Annotated in this window: 16 protein-coding genes; 12 read left to right on the plus strand and 4 right to left on the minus strand. The window is 72.5% G+C overall.

Going from position 1 to position 16734, the window contains the following annotated elements; genetic code table 11:
- The first annotated feature begins 12 nt into the window (after nt 1-12).
- Nucleotides 13-1248, plus strand: coding sequence for a hypothetical protein (locus tag EES42_RS12105; RefSeq protein WP_124718521.1), 1236 nt, complete (start codon nt 13-15; stop codon nt 1246-1248).
- A 13-nt stretch (nt 1249-1261) separates the two neighbouring features.
- Here the strand turns inward: EES42_RS12105 and EES42_RS12110 are convergent, their stop codons facing one another.
- Complete coding sequence (locus tag EES42_RS12110) at nt 1262-2506, minus strand: glycosyltransferase family 87 protein (protein ID WP_124718128.1); 1245 nt, start codon at nt 2504-2506, stop codon at nt 1262-1264.
- A gap of 122 nt (nt 2507-2628) precedes the next feature.
- On the opposite strand from EES42_RS12110, the gene EES42_RS12115 reads away from it, so the two are divergent.
- Nucleotides 2629-3771 (plus strand): glycosyltransferase family 4 protein, encoded by a 1143-nt coding sequence (locus tag EES42_RS12115; RefSeq protein ID WP_124718129.1) that lies wholly within the window; start codon nt 2629-2631, stop codon nt 3769-3771.
- 66 nt (nt 3772-3837) lie between these two features.
- On the opposite strand, the gene EES42_RS12120 is transcribed toward EES42_RS12115, so the two are convergent.
- Nucleotides 3838-5634 carry an AMP-dependent synthetase/ligase gene (locus tag EES42_RS12120; RefSeq protein ID WP_124718130.1) on the minus strand — a complete coding sequence of 599 codons (1797 nt, stop codon included), beginning with the start codon at nt 5632-5634 and terminating at the stop codon, nt 3838-3840.
- Nucleotides 5635-5914: 280 nt separating this feature from the next.
- Between EES42_RS12120 and EES42_RS12125 the strand changes: the two genes are divergently transcribed.
- The 6 genes from EES42_RS12125 to EES42_RS12150 all read left to right on the plus strand — a co-directional run bounded on the left by EES42_RS12125 (nt 5915) and on the right by EES42_RS12150 (nt 10953).
- The gene (locus tag EES42_RS12125; RefSeq protein ID WP_124718131.1) at nt 5915-6709 is read left to right on the plus strand and encodes a metallophosphoesterase family protein; all 795 of its coding nucleotides are present in this window, start codon (nt 5915-5917) and stop codon (nt 6707-6709) included.
- Between the two features lie 107 nt (nt 6710-6816).
- Nucleotides 6817-7266, plus strand: a complete 450-nt coding sequence (locus EES42_RS12130) for an SRPBCC family protein (protein WP_124718132.1) — start codon at nt 6817-6819, stop codon at nt 7264-7266.
- Between the two features lie 5 nt (nt 7267-7271).
- Entirely contained in the window at nt 7272-8558 is a 1287-nt protein-coding gene (locus EES42_RS12135; RefSeq protein WP_124718133.1) for an ArsA family ATPase, read from the plus strand.
- Nucleotides 8559-8641: 83 nt separating this feature from the next.
- Nucleotides 8642-9100, plus strand: a complete 459-nt coding sequence (locus tag EES42_RS12140) for a DUF5304 domain-containing protein (protein ID WP_124718134.1) — start codon at nt 8642-8644, stop codon at nt 9098-9100.
- A 74-nt stretch (nt 9101-9174) separates the two neighbouring features.
- A complete protein-coding gene (locus EES42_RS12145) occupies nt 9175-10116 on the plus strand; it encodes an ROK family glucokinase (RefSeq protein WP_124718135.1) in 942 nt (313 codons plus the stop codon).
- 78 nt (nt 10117-10194) lie between these two features.
- Nucleotides 10195-10953 (plus strand): endonuclease/exonuclease/phosphatase family protein, encoded by a 759-nt coding sequence (locus tag EES42_RS12150; RefSeq protein ID WP_124718136.1) that lies wholly within the window; start codon nt 10195-10197, stop codon nt 10951-10953.
- Between the two features lie 184 nt (nt 10954-11137).
- On the opposite strand, the gene EES42_RS12155 is transcribed toward EES42_RS12150, so the two are convergent.
- Together EES42_RS12155 and EES42_RS12160 are read right to left on the minus strand one after the other, a co-directional pair.
- A complete protein-coding gene (locus tag EES42_RS12155) occupies nt 11138-11818 on the minus strand; it encodes a hypothetical protein (RefSeq protein WP_124718137.1) in 681 nt (226 codons plus the stop codon).
- On the minus strand, nt 11811-12590 hold the full coding sequence (locus tag EES42_RS12160; RefSeq protein ID WP_124718138.1) for an alpha/beta hydrolase: 780 nt from the start codon (nt 12588-12590) through the stop codon (nt 11811-11813). The genes EES42_RS12155 and EES42_RS12160 overlap by 8 nt, the downstream gene beginning before the upstream one ends.
- A gap of 259 nt (nt 12591-12849) precedes the next feature.
- Here EES42_RS12160 and EES42_RS12165 point away from each other — a divergent pair, with 259 nt between their 5' ends.
- The 4 genes from EES42_RS12165 to EES42_RS12180 all read left to right on the plus strand — a co-directional run bounded on the left by EES42_RS12165 (nt 12850) and on the right by EES42_RS12180 (nt 16703).
- Nucleotides 12850-13593, plus strand: a complete 744-nt coding sequence (locus EES42_RS12165; protein ID WP_206433444.1) for a lysophospholipid acyltransferase family protein — start codon at nt 12850-12852, stop codon at nt 13591-13593.
- A gap of 51 nt (nt 13594-13644) precedes the next feature.
- The gene (locus EES42_RS12170; protein WP_124718139.1) at nt 13645-14868 is read left to right on the plus strand and encodes a MacS family sensor histidine kinase; all 1224 of its coding nucleotides are present in this window, start codon (nt 13645-13647) and stop codon (nt 14866-14868) included.
- Nucleotides 14865-15557 (plus strand): response regulator, encoded by a 693-nt coding sequence (locus tag EES42_RS12175; protein WP_124718140.1) that lies wholly within the window; start codon nt 14865-14867, stop codon nt 15555-15557. The genes EES42_RS12170 and EES42_RS12175 overlap by 4 nt, the downstream gene beginning before the upstream one ends.
- A gap of 141 nt (nt 15558-15698) precedes the next feature.
- Entirely contained in the window at nt 15699-16703 is a 1005-nt protein-coding gene (locus EES42_RS12180; RefSeq protein WP_124718141.1) for a 2-hydroxyacid dehydrogenase, read from the plus strand.
- Nucleotides 16704-16734 lie beyond the last annotated feature (31 nt).

The following is a 16734-nucleotide window of genomic DNA, read 5'->3' on the forward strand; positions in this document are numbered from 1 at the left end:
CTCGATCGGGTGATGCAGCGGCGGGGACGGAACGGCGGGCGACGGGCGGCGGGAGCACTGCTCGCGGGACTGCTGCTCGTCTCCGGCTGCGCGGCCCCCGACGACGGCGCCGCCCCCGGATCCACCACCCGGGCCGTCCGCGCCACGCTGGAGCGCCGGGCCGCCGCCGTGCTGGACCACGACACGGACGCCTACCTCGCCACCACGGATCCCGGGGCCACCGCGCTGCGCGCGGCCCAGCGCCGGGAGCTCGGCAACCTCGCCGACGTACCGCTCGCCTCCTGGACGTACCGGCTGCGCGACGTGACCGCCGAGGGCACCGACCGGGCCACCGCCGACGTCGAGCTGCGCTACCGGATCAAGGACTACGACGCGGCGCCGGTCACCGCGGACCGGGTGCTGGACCTGAAGCGGGACCGGGCGGCCGGCCGCTGGTACGTCGTGGGCGACCGGGCGGTCGGGGACGGTGTCCAGCTCTGGCAGCAGGGCGACGTCCGGGTGGTGCGCGGGAAACACAGCCTGGTGCTCGGCGTCGGCCGCACGGACCGGGAGCTGAACCGGATCGCCCGGACCGCGGACGGCGCGGTGCCCGCCGTCTCCGCCGCCTGGCCGGAACGCTGGGCGGGCCGCGTGGTGGTGCTCGTGCCGCGGACGGTGCGGGACATGGCGGGGCTGCTGGGGTCGACGGCCGCGGACTACCGGGGGATCGCCGCCGTCACCACCGGACGGACCGGCGGCACGGGCCGGGCCCCGGCGGACCGGGTGATCGTCAACCCGCAGGCGTACGGCACGCTCGGCACCTTCGGGCAGCGGATCGTGCTCACCCACGAGACCACCCACGTCGCCACCCGCGCCCGCACCTCCGCCGCGACCCCGACCTGGCTCTCCGAGGGCTTCGCGGACTGGGCGGCCTACCGCCCCGAGGACCGCACCGCCGCACAGATCGCGCCCGGACTCGCGGACGCAGTCGCACGCGGCGAGCTGCCGGCCGGGCTCCCCACCGACGAGGACTTCGGCTTCGCGGGCGACCCGGCGCGCCTGGCGAGGGCGTACGAGGGCGGCTGGGCGGCCTGCGAGCTGATCGCCGACCACTGGGGCGAGGAGAAGCTGTTCGCCTTCTACCGGGCCGTCGGAGGGCACCGGGGACGGGACGGAGCGGTGGAGCAGGCCATGCACGAGGTGCTCGGCACGACTCCCGAGGACTTCACCGCGCTCTGGCGCGACCACCTGCGCACCACGCTCGGCTGAGCAGACGCGCCACTCAGGAGGCGACCGGCTCCGTCGCCCGGTCGAGACCGGACCGGGCGGCCGGGCCGCCCTCGCGCGCCGCCCCGGTGACCGTCTGCCGCCACAGCCGGCGGCAGGCGATCAGCGTCGCCGCCACCAGCAGGCCGTTGCGCAGGAACATCAGCGTCACACCCGTCGCGTCGCTGGTCACCACGTGCACGAACCCGAGCGGGAACTCCCACTGGGTGACGCCCGTCGCCACCAGCACCAGACCGGCCGGCAGCACCATCCGGCTGTCGCGGAACACCAGGCAGACCGCCGCCAGGCCGACCAGCCACAGCATGTACTGGGGGCTGATCACCCGGCTCGTCGTCGTGAACAGCAGCACCGCCGCGAACGCCGCGTCCGCCGGGGTGCTCACCCCGAACTCGCGGGCCCGCAGCCGCCACAGCAGCAGCCAGCCGAACGCCAGGACCGACAGACCGACGGCGAGCGTGCTCACCAGCGGCACGTGCGGACCCATGAACTCCATCGAGCCGTAGTGGAACTCCACCCGGCCCTGCCAGCCGAACTGCCGCGCCACATGGAAGACCAGCGCCCCCAGCGACTCGACCTCGGTGCCCCGGTCGCGCTGGGAGCCGAGGAAGTCCAGCGCACCGGGCATCGCCACGGTGCACACCACCAGCAGCCCGGCCGCCGTCGCCGCCGCGGCCGTCCACGCCCACCGCGTCGCCCGGCCGCGCGCCGTACCGGCCAGGATCAGCGCCGGCCACACCTTCAGCAGCGCGCCGACGGCGGCCAGCGCCCCCAGCACCCGCGGATGCCGCAGCCCGGCCAGCAGCGCCGCCACCGCGACCGCCGTGACCATCACGTCGTAACGGGCGTACGCGGTCGTGCCGAGCAGCGGCACCCCCGCCACCCACACCCAGGCGCCGGCCGGCCACCGGCCGTCCCCCCGGCCCGCGTACAGCAGCAGCCCCAGCACCAGCAGGTCGCAGACGAACGCGAGGACGAAGAAGGCCGAGGCGTAGTCCAGGAACGGCAGCAGCGCGGGGGAGAGGACGGCGAGGGCGGCCAGCGGCGGGTACTGCCAGGTGACGTCGGACCGCGGATACGTACCGGTCTTCAGGACCTCGGACCAGCCGTGGTAGATCACCGAGACATCGCTGGTCACGTCCGGTCCGGGCAGCGTGATCACCTTGGTGACGCAGAGCAGCAGCGCGACCCTGGTCAGGGCCCACACCGCGACGGCGAGCCGCGCGCCGGTCGATCCCGTCATGACGGTCTCATCCGTTCTCATCGGGGGGTACCCGGTGGGTACTGGGCGGGTACGAGGAGCCATGATGCCCGCCCGGAGCGCGCGAGAGCCATCGGGCCGGGCTGCCGGTACTGTCGGCCGGGATGGACAAGACCCTGATCGTGACCAACGACTTCCCGCCCCGCCCCGGCGGCATCCAGGCGTTCCTGCACAACATGGCGCTGCGCCTGGATCCCGCACAGATCGTCGTGTACGCCTCCACCTGGAAGCGGACCCCCGAAGGCCGCGCGGCCACCGCCGCCTTCGACGCCGAGCAGCCGTTCACCGTCGTGCGCGACCCCGTGACGATGCTGCTGCCGACCCCCCGGGTCACCCGGCGCGCGGTGCGGCTGCTGCGCGAGCACGGCTGCACCTCCGTCTGGTTCGGCGCCGCCGCCCCGCTCGGGCTGATGGCCCCGGCGCTGCGCAGGGCCGGCGCCCGCCGTCTGGTCGCCACCACCCACGGGCACGAGGCGGGATGGGCGCAGCTGCCCGCGGCCCGGCAGCTGCTGCGGCGGATCGGCGAGGGCACGGACACGATCACGTACCTGGGGGAGTACACCCGCTCCCGGATCGCCCCCGCGCTCACCCCCGGGGCCGCGGCGCGGATGGCCCAACTGCCGCCAGGCGTCGACGAGAAGACCTTCCACCCGGACTCGGGCGGGGACCGGACCAGGGCCGGGCTCGGCCTCTCGGACCGGCCGGTCGTCGTCTGTGTGTCCCGGCTCGTGCCGCGCAAGGGCCAGGACACGCTGATCCTCGCGATGCCCGCGATCCTGGCGCAGGTGCCGGACGCGGTGCTCCTGATCGTCGGCGGCGGACCGTACGACAAGGAGCTGAGGCGGCTGGCCCGGGAGACCGGGGTCGGGGAGTCCGTGCGGTTCACCGGACCGGTGCCCTGGGAGGAGCTGCCCGCCCACTACGGCGCGGGCGACGTCTTCGCCATGCCGTGCCGCACCCGGCGCGGCGGCCTCGACGTGGAGGGGCTCGGCATCGTCTTCCTGGAGGCCTCCGCGACCGGTCTGCCGGTGGTGGCGGGCGACTCGGGCGGCGCGCCCGACGCGGTGCTCGACGGCGAGACCGGGTGGGTGGTGCGCGGCGGCAGCGTGGAGGAGTCGGCCGACCGGATCGTCACGCTGCTGCGCGACCCGGAGCTGCGGCAGCGGATGGGGGAGCGGGGGCGGGCCTGGGTCGAGGAGAAGTGGCGCTGGGACCTGCTCGCCGAGCGGCTGCGGGCGCTGCTCTGAGCCACGTACGCGAGAGGGGGCCCGCACTCGCCGTGCGGGCCCCCTCTCGCGAGTACGTCCCGGTCGTCAGCCCCGGTAGATCGACTCGATCTCGTCCGCGAAGTCCTTCGCCACCACGTTCCGCTTCAGCTTCAGCGACGGCGTGATGTGACCCGCCTCCTCGGTGAACTGCGAGTCCAGGATGCGGAACTTGCGCACCGACTCCGCCTTGGACACGGCCGCGTTCCCGTCGTCCACCGCCCGCTGCACCTCGGCCAGCAGCTCCGGGTCCTCGCGCAGCGACACCGCCGTCGAACCGGCCGGCTTGCCGTGCTCCGCGGCCCAGCGGCCCAGGAACTCCTCGTCCAGGGTGACCAGCGCGCCCACGAACGGCCGTCCGTCGCCGACCACCATGCACTCGGCGACCAGGGCGTGCCCGCGGATCCGGTCCTCGATCACTGCGGGAGCGACGTTCTTGCCGCCCGCCGTGACGATGATCTCCTTCTTGCGGCCGGTGATCGCGAGATAGCCGTCCTCGTCCAGCGTGCCGATGTCGCCGGTGTGGAACCAGCCGTCGGCCAGCGCGTCGGCCGTCGCCGCCTCGTTGTTCCAGTAACCGGTGAACAGGTGCTCGCCGTGCAGCAGCACCTCGCCGTCGTCGGCGATCCGCACCACCGAACCGGGCAGCGGCTGGCCGACCGTACCGATCTTCTGCCGGTCCCACGGGTTGAAGGCGGTGGCCGCGCACGTCTCGGTCAGGCCGTAGCCCTCCAGGACGGTGAAGCCGATGCCGCGGTAGAAGTGGCCGAGCCGCTCGCCCAGCGGCGCGCCGCCGGAGATCGCGTACTCGCCGCGCCCGCCGAGCACCGCGCGCAGCTTGCCGTAGACCAGCCGGTCGAAGACCTTGTGCTTCAGCCTCAGGCCCAGCGGGGGGCCCTGGGGGGTGCCCAGCGCGCGGCTGTAGGCGATCGCCGTGTTCGCGGCCCTGTCGAAGATCTTCCCCTTGCCGTCGGCCTGCGCCTTGGCCCGCGCCGCGTTGTACACCTTCTCGAAGACCCGCGGCACACCGAGGATCAACGTCGGCCGGAACGAGGCCAGTTCATCGGTGAGGTGCTTGATGTCCGGTACGCAGCCGAGCTTGATCGGGGCCATCACCGAGGCCACCTCGACCAGCCGCCCGAAGACGTGCGCGGCCGGCAGGAAGAGCAGTACGGAGCACTCACCGGTACGGAAGAGCGGCTTCAGCCGCTCCACCACGTTGCCGCACTCGGCGAAGAAGCTGCGGTGCGTGAGCACACAGCCCTTGGGGCGGCCGGTGGTGCCCGAGGTGTAGACGATGGTGGCCGGGTCGTCCGCCTTGGCGCTCGTCATCCGCAGGTCCAGCGTCTCGTCCGAGACGTCCTCGCCGATCGCCGTCAACCGGCGGATCGCGTCGTCCTCGATCTGCCAGATGCCCTTCAGGGCAGGCAGGTCCGCCTGGACGGAGACCACGGAGGCCTGGTGCGCCTCGGACTCCACGACGCACAGGGTGGTGCCGGAGTCACCGAGGATCCACTGGATCTGCTCGGGCGAACTGGTCTCGTACACCGGGACGGTGACCGCGCCGGCGCTCCAGATCGCGAAGTCGAGCAGCACCCACTCGTAGCGGGTGCGCGAGAGCAGGGCCACCCGGTCACCGGCGTCGACGCCCGCGGCGATCAGTCCTTTGGCGACGCCTCTGACCTCGGCCAGGAACTGCGCGGCGTTCACATCGGTCCACGTGCCCCCCACCTTGCGGCTCATCACCGCGACATCGGGATGCTGAGCGGCATTGCGGCGGATGAGATCCGTCAGGTTGCCGTCCGAGGGGACCTCGTACAGGGCCGGAAGGCTGAACTCGCGCAAGACTGCTGCTCCTCATCGGGCTCCGGTGCCACGGCTCTGTGTGACGCACCGGCTGCGGTCCAAGGCTGGCGGGCGCTCAGTGGGGTGAGCGCGACTGGACTGCCCGGACGTTACCCACCAGTACTCGGTTCCCGATAGGGGGTTCCGGCCAGATGTCTTACGCGTCACACATAACGGTGATCCTTGGGCGCACAGTAGTCCACCCGTATGACCGGGCGAAGATTTTCGCAGGTCCGGCGGCCTCTACCCAGGTGACCGGCAGAGTCCTAGGGTGATCGCCATGCGAGCCGGACCCGACAGCACCAGACAGCGCACGCGTATCCACGTGGTCAGCGACGTGCACGGCAACACCGAGGCCCTGGCCCGCGCCGGGGACGGCGCCGACGCGCTGGTCTGCCTCGGTGACCTGGTGCTCTTCCTCGACTACGCCGACCACTCGCGCGGCATCTTCCCCGATCTCTTCGGCGTGGAGAACGCCGACCGGATCGTCGCGCTGCGCACCGCGCGCCGCTTCGAGGAGGCCCGAGAGTTCGGCCGGGGCCTGTGGGCGGGCCGGGACCGCAACGCGGCGATCGTCTCGGCGGTGCGCAAGCAGTACGCCGAGCTCTTCGCGGCCTTCCCCACCCCGACGTACGCCACCTACGGCAACGTCGACATCCCCGGCCTGTGGTCCGAGTACGCGCACCCCGGCACCACCGTCCTGGACGGCGAACGGGCCGAGATCGGCGGCCGCGTCTTCGGCTTCGTCGGCGGCGGGCTGAAGACCCCGATGAACACCCCGTACGAGATCGGCGACGAGGAGTACGCGGCGAAGATCGAGGCGCTCGGACCGGTCGACGTGCTCTGCACCCACATCCCGCCCGATGTGCCGGAGCTGACGTACGACACGGTGGCGCGCCGCTTCGAGCGCGGCAGCCGGGCCCTGCTGGACGCCATCCGCCGGACCCGCCCCCGGTACGCCCTGTTCGGCCACGTCCACCAGCCGCTGGTGCGCCGGATGCGGATCGGCGCCACCGAATGCGTGAACGTCGGCCACTTCGCGTCCACCGGCAGGCCCTGGTCCCTGGAGTGGTGACCACACCGGCGCCGGACCCTGGAACGAGGCGCGGCGCACACGCGATAGCCTTCTGACGGCAGGCATCTGCCGACGCACCGGTACACCGCACTGGAGGAGCCACGGCGATGGCTGAACACACCAGCTCGAGCATCACGATCGAGGCGGCACCGGCCGATGTCATGGGAGTGATCGCCGACTTCGCCCGCTACCCGGAATGGACCGGTGAGGTCAAGGAGGCCGAGGTCCTCTCCGAGGACGACCGCGGCCGCGCCGAGAAGGTCCGGCTCGTCCTCGACGCCGGAGCGATCAAGGACGACCACACCCTCGCCTACACCTGGATCGGCGACTACGAGGTCAGCTGGACCCTCGTCAAGTCCCAGATGCTGCGCGCCATCGACGGCTCCTACGCACTGGCCCCGCTCGGCGACGGCGACCGCACCGAGGTCACCTACCGGCTCACCGTCGACGTCAAGATCCCGATGCTCGGCATGATCAAGCGCAAGGCCGAGAAGGTCATCATCGACCGGGCCCTGGCCGGACTGAAGAAGCGCGTCGAGTCCGTCCCGAAGGCCTGACCCGGATGCGTACGGTCCTCGTCACCGGCCCTGGCGGCGCCGGCCGTACCACCGTCGCGGCGGCGACCGCGCTGGCCGCCGCCCGCCGGGGCCAGCGCACCCTGCTGCTGACCGCCGACGGCATACCCGGCTTCCCCGAGGACACCGAGCCCACCGAGGTCACCGACGGGCTGTGGTCCGCCCGCATCGACTCCGGCGAGCACTTCCGCGCCGAGCTTCTCGCCCTCCAGGACCAGGCCTCCGTCGTGCTGGACCTGCTCGGCGGGAACCGGCTGGACGGCGAGGAGCTGACCGAACTCCCCGGCAGCACCCAGCTCGCCCTGCTGCACACCCTGCGCCGCGCCGCCGAGGGCGACTGGTCGCGGGCCGGCCACGACCTCCTCGTCGTCGACCTGCCACCCCTGCGCGAAGCACTCGCCCTGCTCGCCCTCCCCGAACAGCTGCGCCGCTATCTGCGCCGGCTGCTCCCCCCGGAACGCCAGGCCGCCCGCGCCCTGCGCCCGATGCTCGCCCAGCTCGCCGGCGTGCCCATGCCCGCCCAGTGGCTGTACGAGGCGGCCGCCCGCAGGGACGCCGAGCTGGCAGCCGTGCAGGCCCTGATCGAGGCCCGCGACACCACGGTCCGGCTGGTCGCGGAGCCCGGCCCCGCCGCCGAGGACACCCTGCGCACCGCCCGCACCGGCCTCGCCCTGCACGGACTGCGGGTCGACGCCCTCACCGTGAACCGGGTCCTGCCCCGGCACTCCGGCGACCCCTGGTTCGCCGGGCTCGCCGCCCAGCAGGAGAAGACCGTCGACCACTGGTACGAGGAGTGGGCGCCCGACGCCGCGCTGTGCGAGGTGCCCCACCTCGGCCGCGACCCGCGCGGTCTCGACGACCTCGCCCGCCTCGACACCCCGGCCGGCGCCCCCCGCGGGGACGACGGCCTCGCCGGGGGACTGGACGGGCGGGGCCCCGGCCGGGCCGACGCCCCCTGGTGGATAGAGAGCCCCGGCACCCCGGACGGCCTGGACGGGCTGCTGCCCGGCGCCCGGATCGTGACCACCGGCCCACCGTCCGGCGACGGCGACCCGGTCCTGGTCTGGTGCCTGCCGCTGCCCGGCGCCGCCAAGAAGGACCTCCAGCTGGTCCGCCGCGGCGACGAACTGCTGCTCACCGTCGGCCCGTTCCACCGGATCGTCCCGCTGGAGTCCGGACTGCGCCGGTGCACCGTCTCCGGCGCCGCCCTCACCGACGGAGTGCTCCGGGTCCGGTTCACGCCGGACCCCGGCCTGTGGCCGAGGACGGGCTGAACGGCGCGTCGCGCTTCGGGTAACGTCGTTAGTACGTGCCCCGTATGCCGGGCCGCCGGCACACCACGTCGCAGGAGTCCGCCATGAGCGATGCCACCGATCGTCCCGTCGACGACGACGCGTGGGCGAAGGCCTGCGCCGAGGACCTCGAAGCGGAGAAGGCCCGCCGCCGCGCCCAGCACGGCCCGCCGCCCGGCTCCGCCGCCGAGGAACTGCGCAAGCTGGTCGACGCCGTGGCCGACAAGTTCTCGTCCCTCCAGTCGCCGCTGTTCGGCGCGGCGGCCCAGGGCACCGTGCAGCAGATCATCAAGCAGGCGAAGTCCGCGGTCGAGCCCGTCATCGAGCGCAACCCGGACGTCTTCGACCACATCGCCGCGGCCGGCAGCGAGCTCCTCGCCGCCTACCGCTCCGCCGTCGAGGGCCAGGAACGCCGCTGGACCCAGGGCGCCGGTGACCCGGCCGGCACCGGGAAGAAGGCCGACGACCCCTCCGACCCCCGTGACGAGGGCCCCGCCGCGGGCGAACACATCGACCTGGACTGACCGGCACCGAAGGGCCGGGCCCCCGGCTCGGGTACGGTTGGCCACAGCGGGGCTCGACCGGAACTGAGGGATTCATGGGACTCACCATCGGCGTCGATATCGGCGGCACGAAGATCGCGGCTGGAGTGGTCGACGAAGAGGGCCGGATCCTCTCGACGCACAAGGTGCCGACCCCGCCGACGGCCGAAGGCATCGTCGACGCGATCGCCTCGGCCGTGTCCGGCGCGAGCGAGGGCCATCAGATCGAGGCCGTCGGCATCGGCGCCGCCGGATACGTCGACGACAAGCGCGCCACCGTGCTCTTCGCGCCGAACATCAACTGGCGGCACGAGCCGCTGAAGGACAAGGTCGAACAGCGCGTCGGCCTGCCCGTCGTCGTCGAGAACGACGCCAACGCCGCCGCCTGGGGCGAGTACCGCTTCGGTGCCGGCCAGGGCCACGACGACGTCATCTGCATCACGCTCGGCACCGGCCTCGGCGGCGGCATCATCATCGGCAACAAGCTGCGCCGCGGACGCTTCGGCGTGGCCGCCGAGTTCGGCCACATCCGGGTCGTCCCGGACGGTCTGCTCTGCGGCTGCGGAAGCCAGGGCTGCTGGGAGCAGTACGCGTCCGGACGCGCACTCGTCCGGTACGCCAAGCAGCGCGCCAACGCCACCCCGGAGAACGCCACGATCCTGCTGTCGCTCGGCGACGGCACGGTGGACGGCATCGAGGGCAAGCACATCAGCCAGGCCGCCCGGCAGGGCGACCCGGTGTCGGTCGACTCGTTCCGCGAGCTGGCCCGCTGGGCCGGCGCCGGACTGGCCGACCTCGCCTCGCTCTTCGACCCGTCCGCGTTCATCGTCGGCGGCGGCGTCTCGGACGAGGGCGAGCTGGTGCTCGACCCGATCCGCAAGTCGTTCCGGCGCTGGCTGATCGGCGGCGAATGGCGCCCGCACGCCCAGGTCCTCGCGGCCCAACTGGGCGGCAAGGCGGGCCTGGTGGGTGCGGCCGACCTCGCCCGCCAGGGCTGAGCCGACCGGACCGCGGCGAACCCGGACGCCCGTCGCGCCCTTGTGGCAGCGGCGGGCGTCCGTCGTATCGTGAGGCGCATGGTCCTGACGCCACTGCCCGACTCCCGTACCGAGCCGGATGGTTCGGCCGTCATCAGAGTGCTCAGCTACAACATCCGGTCGATGCGCGACGACCGCGAGGCGCTGGCCCGCGTCATCACCGCTTGCGCCCCCGACCTCGTCCTCGTCCAGGAGGCGCCGCGGTTCTTCCGCTGGCGCAAGCGCGCGGCCTGGCTCGCGGCCCGTACCGACCTGGTCGTGCTCGGCGGCGGTGCCACGGCGGCCGGGCCGCTGCTGCTCTGCTCGCTGCGGGCCACCGTGGAGCGGACGCAGGACGTGCTGCTGCCGCGCACCCCAGGGCTGCACCGCAGGGGCTTCGCCACCTCGGTGGTACGGATCGCGGGCACCCGGATCGGTCTGCTGAGCTTCCACCTGAGCCTGCAACGGGACGAACGCCTGGCCCAGACCGAGACACTGCTGGAGCGGCTGGACGAGATGGGCGTCGAGCACGCGATCGCGGCCGGCGACCTCAACGACGTACCGACCGGGGGCGCCTTCCGGCGGCTGGCCGGGCGGCTCCAGGACTGCTGGGCGGTCCGGCCGTGGGGCGAGGAGCACACCTACTCGCCGGACGACCCGCGACGGCGCATCGACGCGATCTTCGCGACGGAGGGGATCGAGGTGCTCGGCTGCGGTGTCCCCGTCGGGCTGCCCGGGGTCACCGAGGCGGACCTGCGGGCGGCCACCGACCATCTGCCGGTGCTGGCGGCGCTGCGGGTGCCCGCGATGCTGCCCTGACACCCTTACGGCCTCACCCGCGATTGTCAGCGGCGTCGCGGCGCCCGGGACCTCCGCCTCCGGCGTTGTCGTCAGTCGCGATGGCTCCGCCATCACTCCCTCCTCCGCCTTGGATTCGAAGGCCCCGGGCGCCGCTCCTTCCCCCGCTGACAATCGCGGGTGAGGCCGTTACTCCGCTCCGGTCTCAGACGACCGCCCCGCGCCCGGGGTCGTCGCCGTCCTCGTCGTCATCGTTCATCCGCGCCACCAGCGTGACGAAACCGCCCAGGAAACCGCCGACGCAGACCGTCGTCAGCCACCAGGTCATGTCCCACCGCAGCAGCACCGCGATCAGCATCAGCACCGGACCGCCGACGACCGCGAGCCAGGCGAACTTCGCCGTGACATCGGCCTCCGGGAGCGGCGGCGGTTCCGGGGGGACGAAGTGCCCCTCGTCGCTGTCGTCGAGGTCGCCGTCCTTCGGCTCCGGGACCTCGTAGTCGCGCGGACCGATGACCCCGGGCGCGAAGACGACCGAGCTGCCGAGCGGCTTCTCCGGCGGCTTCACGGACTTCTTCCCGAGCCCCTTGTCCGGATCCAGGACGTCGGACCCGTCGTCCTCCGGCAGCGCGAGATCCTCGATCGACCTGAACGGCTTGGCGCCCGGCGGGTCCGGCGGCTCCTCGCCGTACCCGGCGACGATCGCCTGCCACGCGGCGTCCTCGTCGACCGACGGCTCAGGCCGGCCGCCGTCGGCGCCCGGTGCCGCCTGCTGTGCGGCGCCGTCCTGCGGGCCCGCGCCGTCGTCGGGCACGGCCGCTCCCTCCGCGGGAAGGGGCTCGCGCTCCTCCTCGCTGCCCGCGCGCTCCGCGTCGTGCTCAGCCACCTGACGTGCTCCCCTTCTTGCCGACGCTCGGGGCGAGGCGGCCGATGAACCGGTAGCTCTCGTCGAAGATCCGCTCCGCATCATGGTCCAACGTCGCGACGTGGTAGCTCTGTTCCAGCAGGATCTCCTCGACGTCCGTCGACGACACCCGGCTGAGGATGCGGGCCGAGTCGGCCGGCGGCACCACATGGTCCTGCGGGCTGTGCAGCAGCACCAGCGGCTGGGTGACCTGGGGAAGCTCGGCATCGACCAGACGGAAGAACTTCCGCAGCGAATGCGCCGCGTGCAGCGGCACCCGGTCGTACCCCACCTCGTCGGAGCCCGCCAGGGCGATGTCGCTCGCCAGCCCCTTCGTCGTACGCACCAGATGACGGGCGACCGGCAGCGCGTACGCCGACAGGCCGTGCACCTTGTTGGCCGGGTTGACCAGCACCAGGCCGCTGATCGCGTCCCCGTGCTTCGCCGCCAGCCGCAGCGTCAGCGCGCCGCCCATGGACAGCCCGAAGACGAAGACCTGGCTGCACCGCTCCAGCAGGGCGCGCAGCTCCCGGTCCACCTCCGCGTACCAGTCCTGCCAGCCGGTGAGCTGCATGTCCTCCCAGCGGGTGCCGTGCCCCGGCAGCAGGGGCAGCGAGACGGTGAGCCCGCGCTCCGCCAGATGCTCGGCCCAGGGGCGCAGCGACTGCGGGGAACCGGTAAATCCGTGACAGAGGAGGACGCCGACCTCTCCGCCCTCGTGGCGGAACGGCTCGGCTCCAGGAAGGACCGGCACCGGGGTCTCCTGTTCGTGAGGCTCGCAGGGGAGCGAAAGGGGGCGTGCAGAGGATTACTTCACCGTACGCGACCGGACCGACACCGACCAGGGCCGTCACCGACACCGACCAGGGCTGTCACCGACACCGACCAGGGCTGTCACCGACACCGACCAGGGCCGTCACCGGCTCAGGCCGCCGCAGCGGCTCCGTGCCGGGCGGGAGCGCGGGCGTCCCACGGGTTAAGGTCTGTCGGACAGCACACAGGAGGCACCCGAGTTGATCTACGGCGCAATGAAGTTCTCCATCGGCGGCTCACTGAAGCTCGCCTTCCGGCCATGGGTGGAGGGCCTGGAGAACATCCCCGCGCAGGGACCGGCGATCCTCGCGAGTAATCACCTGTCGTTCTCCGACTCCTTCTTCCTGCCGGCCGTCCTGGACCGCAAGGTCACCTTCATCGCCAAGTCCGAGTACTTCACCGCACCCGGCGTGAAGGGCAAGCTGACCGCCGCCTTCTTCAAGGGCGTCGGCCAGCTCCCGGTGGACCGCTCGGGCGCCCGCGGCGCCGGTGAGGCGGCCATCAAGGCGGGCATCGAAGTCATCGAGAGCGGCGGCCTCTTCGGCATCTACCCGGAGGGCACCCGCTCGCCCGACGGCCGTCTCTACCGGGGCAAGCCCGGCGGGCTGGCCCGGGTGGCGCTGGCCACCGGGGCGCCCGTCATCCCCGTCGCGATGATCGACACGGAGAAGATCCAGCCGCCCGGCCAGGTGATGCCCAAGCTGATGCGCCCGGGGATCAGGATCGGCAAGCCGCTCGACTTCAGCCGCTACCACGGCATGGACGGGGACCGCTTCATCCTGCGCTCGGTCACCGACGAGGTGATGTACGAGATCATGAAGCTCTCCGGCCAGGAGTACGTCGACATCTACGCGACGGCGGCCAAGCGGCAGATCGCGGACGAGGCCAAGCGCCACGCCGAGGCGGAGAAGCACAAGGACACCGGGTCCGCGACACAGGGGTGAAGGAACGGTACGGCGCGTGAACGCGTCCGTTCCGTCCGGGGGGTGGGGGAAGTGGCCAGGCGCGAGCGGGTCGTACGGATGTCGGTCGAACAGCCGCTGTGGAGTGCGCTGACCGCGTATCGCATCCTGACGATGCTGTACGCGGTACTGCTCGCCGTCTTCGGCCGGGAGAAGTACGACCGGCCATGGGTGGCCGTCGCCTTCCTCGCGGTGCTGGTGGTCTGGACGCTCGCCACCCTCCCGAAGGTCTCGAACGCCACCGCCTGCACCAAACGCTTCCTCGGCGCCGATCTGACCATCGCGCTCACCGGCATACTCCTCACCCCGCTCGCCGACTTCGAGGCCCAGCAGATGGACGGCCCGACGCTGCCGTCCATCTGGACCGCGGGCTCCGTGCTGGCCTTCGCGATCAAGGGCGGCTGGCGCTGGGCGGCCTTCGCGTCGAGCTTCGTCGCCGTCGCCAACATCGTCGAGCGCGGCCATCCCAGCCGGGACACCTTCCACAACGTGCTGCTGGTCTGGGTCGCCTCCATCGCCATCGGGTACGTCATCGAGGTGGCCAGGGCCAGTGAGCGCACCCTGGCCCGCGCCCTGGAGATCGAGGCCGCCACCCGCGAGCGGGAACGGCTGGCCCGGGACATCCACGACAGCGTGCTCCAGGTCCTGGCGATGGTGCAGCGCCGGGGCACCGCGCTCGGCGGGGAGGCGGCCGAACTGGGCCGGATGGCCGGGGAGCAGGAGGTCGCCCTGCGCACCCTGGTCTCCAGCGGACTGGTGCCCACCACCCGGGTCTCCGAGGACGCCGCCGAGGGCGCGGTGGTCCGCAGCGTCGAGGTCGACGACGAACCGTCCGAACAGGCCGACTGCGATCTGCGCGCCCTGCTCGCCCCGCACGCCGGATCCCGGGTCAGCTTCGCGGAGCCGGGCGCTCCGGTGCTGCTGGCCCCCGCGGCCGCGACGGAGCTGGCGGCCGCTGTCAGTGCCGCCCTGGACAATGTCAGGGTCCACGCGGGGGAGAATGCCCAGGCATGGATCCTCGTCGAGGACTGGCCGGACGAGGTGATCGTGACGGTCCGGGACGACGGCCCCGGAATCCCGGACGGGCGGCTCGCCCAGGCCGAGGGGGAAGGGCGGATGGGGGTGGCCCTGTCGATCCGGGGGCGGCTGCGTGACCTGGGCGGCACGGCCGAGGTGATCTCGGTGCCAGGCCAGGGCACCGAGGTCGAGTTGAAGGTTCAGAAGGTTCCGCGGGGGAAGGCAGGATCAGCGAGATGAGCACGGAGAACACCGGGGCCGCACAGGAGCGGGCCATCAGGGTCATGGTGGTCGACGACCATCCGATGTGGCGCGACGCCGTCGCCCGCGACCTTTCCGAGTCCGGCTTCGAAGTGGTGGCGACCGCGGGCGACGGACCGCAGGCGGTCCGAAGGGCGAAGGCCGTCACCCCCGACGTCCTGGTGCTCGACCTGAATCTGCCCGGCATGCCCGGCGTCCAGGTCTGCAAGGAGCTCGTCGGCTCCCACCCCGGGCTGCGGGTGCTGGTGCTCTCCGCCAGCGGTGAGCACGCCGACGTGCTGGAAGCGGTCAAGTCCGGCGCCACCGGCTATCTGCTCAAGTCGGCCAGTACCCAGGAGCTGACCGAGGCCGTGCGGTCCACCGCCGTCGGCGACCCCGTCTTCACGCCGGGTCTGGCCGGGCTGGTGCTCGGCGAGTACCGCAGGCTCGCCTCCGACCCCGCGCCCGCCGCGTCCGACGAGCCCAAGGCCCCGCAGCTCACCGAGCGCGAGACCGAGGTGCTGCGGCTGGTCGCCAAGGGCCTCTCGTACAAGCAGATCGCCGAGCGGCTGGTCATCTCGCACCGCACCGTGCAGAACCACGTGCAGAACACCCTGGGCAAGCTCCAGCTGCACAACCGGGTGGAGCTGGTGCGGTACGCGATCGAGCGCGGTCTCGACGACGCCTGAGCCAGCGGCCCCGGCCGGGCGGCGCGGCAGGGGCATGGGCCGTATATTCGCGATGACCGGCATGCTCGCGATGCCCGGCCCATGCCCCCCTGATCCGCCGGTCCGCTGGTCCGCCGATCCGCGCGACGAACGGGAGAAGTCGTGGAAATCCTGGCCTTCGGTGTGCAGTCCGACGAGAAGCCGCTGATCGAGAAGGCCTTCGCCGGACAGCACGAGGTCCGCTGCCTGGACGTCTTCCTGAACAAGGACACCGCCCCCATCGCGGCGGGATACGAGATCATCTCCACCAGCGTCAACGCCGACCTGGGCGGCAGCGTCCTGCAGACCCTCGCGGCCGGGGGCACGCAGATGATCGCCCAGCGCTCCACCGGCTTCAACAACATCGACCTGGACGTCGCCGAACGCCTCGCGCTGCGGGTCGCCCGGGTCTCCTACTACTCGCCGTACTCGGTCGCCGAATTCGCCTGGACCCTCGCGATGGCCGTCAACCGCCGGATCATCCGGGCCGCGAGCCGCACCCGCGACTTCGACTTCCGGCTCGACGGACTCCTCGGCCGTGACATGCGCGGCCGCACGGCGGGCGTGATCGGCACCGGCAAGATCGGCGAGGCCTTCACCCGGATCGCCCACGGCTTCGGCATGGAACTGCTCGGCTGGGACGTCGCGGAGAACCCCGCCTGCGCCGCCCTCGGCATGAAGTACGTCGAGAAGGAGCAGCTGCTCGCCGAGTCCGACCTGATCAGCCTGCACGTACCGCTGCTCCCCGCGACCCACCACATCATCGGCGCGGACGCCCTGGCCCGGATGAAGGACGACGCGATCCTGGTCAACTCCAGTCGCGGCGGACTCATCGACACCACGGCGCTGGTCACCGAGTTGCGCGCGGGCCGCTTCCTGGGCGTCGGACTCGACGTGTACGAGGCGGAGGCCGGGCTGTTCTTCCTGGACAAGTCGCTGGAGGGTGTCGACGACGACACCCTGGCCCGGCTCGTCACCTTCCCGAACGTCATCGTCACCTCGCACCAGGCGTACTACACCGAGGACGCGGTGGGGCAGATCATCGACGCCACGGTGGGCAACGTCGCCGACTACCTGGCCGGCCGCCGCAGCGACAACGTCCTGGTCCCCGCGCTCCCGGCGGGCTGAGCGGCCGGCCGGGCGGCCGAAGGCCGTCCGA

Source organism: Streptomyces sp. ADI95-17 (assembly GCF_003846175.1).
GTDB lineage: Bacteria > Actinomycetota > Actinomycetes > Streptomycetales > Streptomycetaceae > Streptomyces > Streptomyces sanglieri.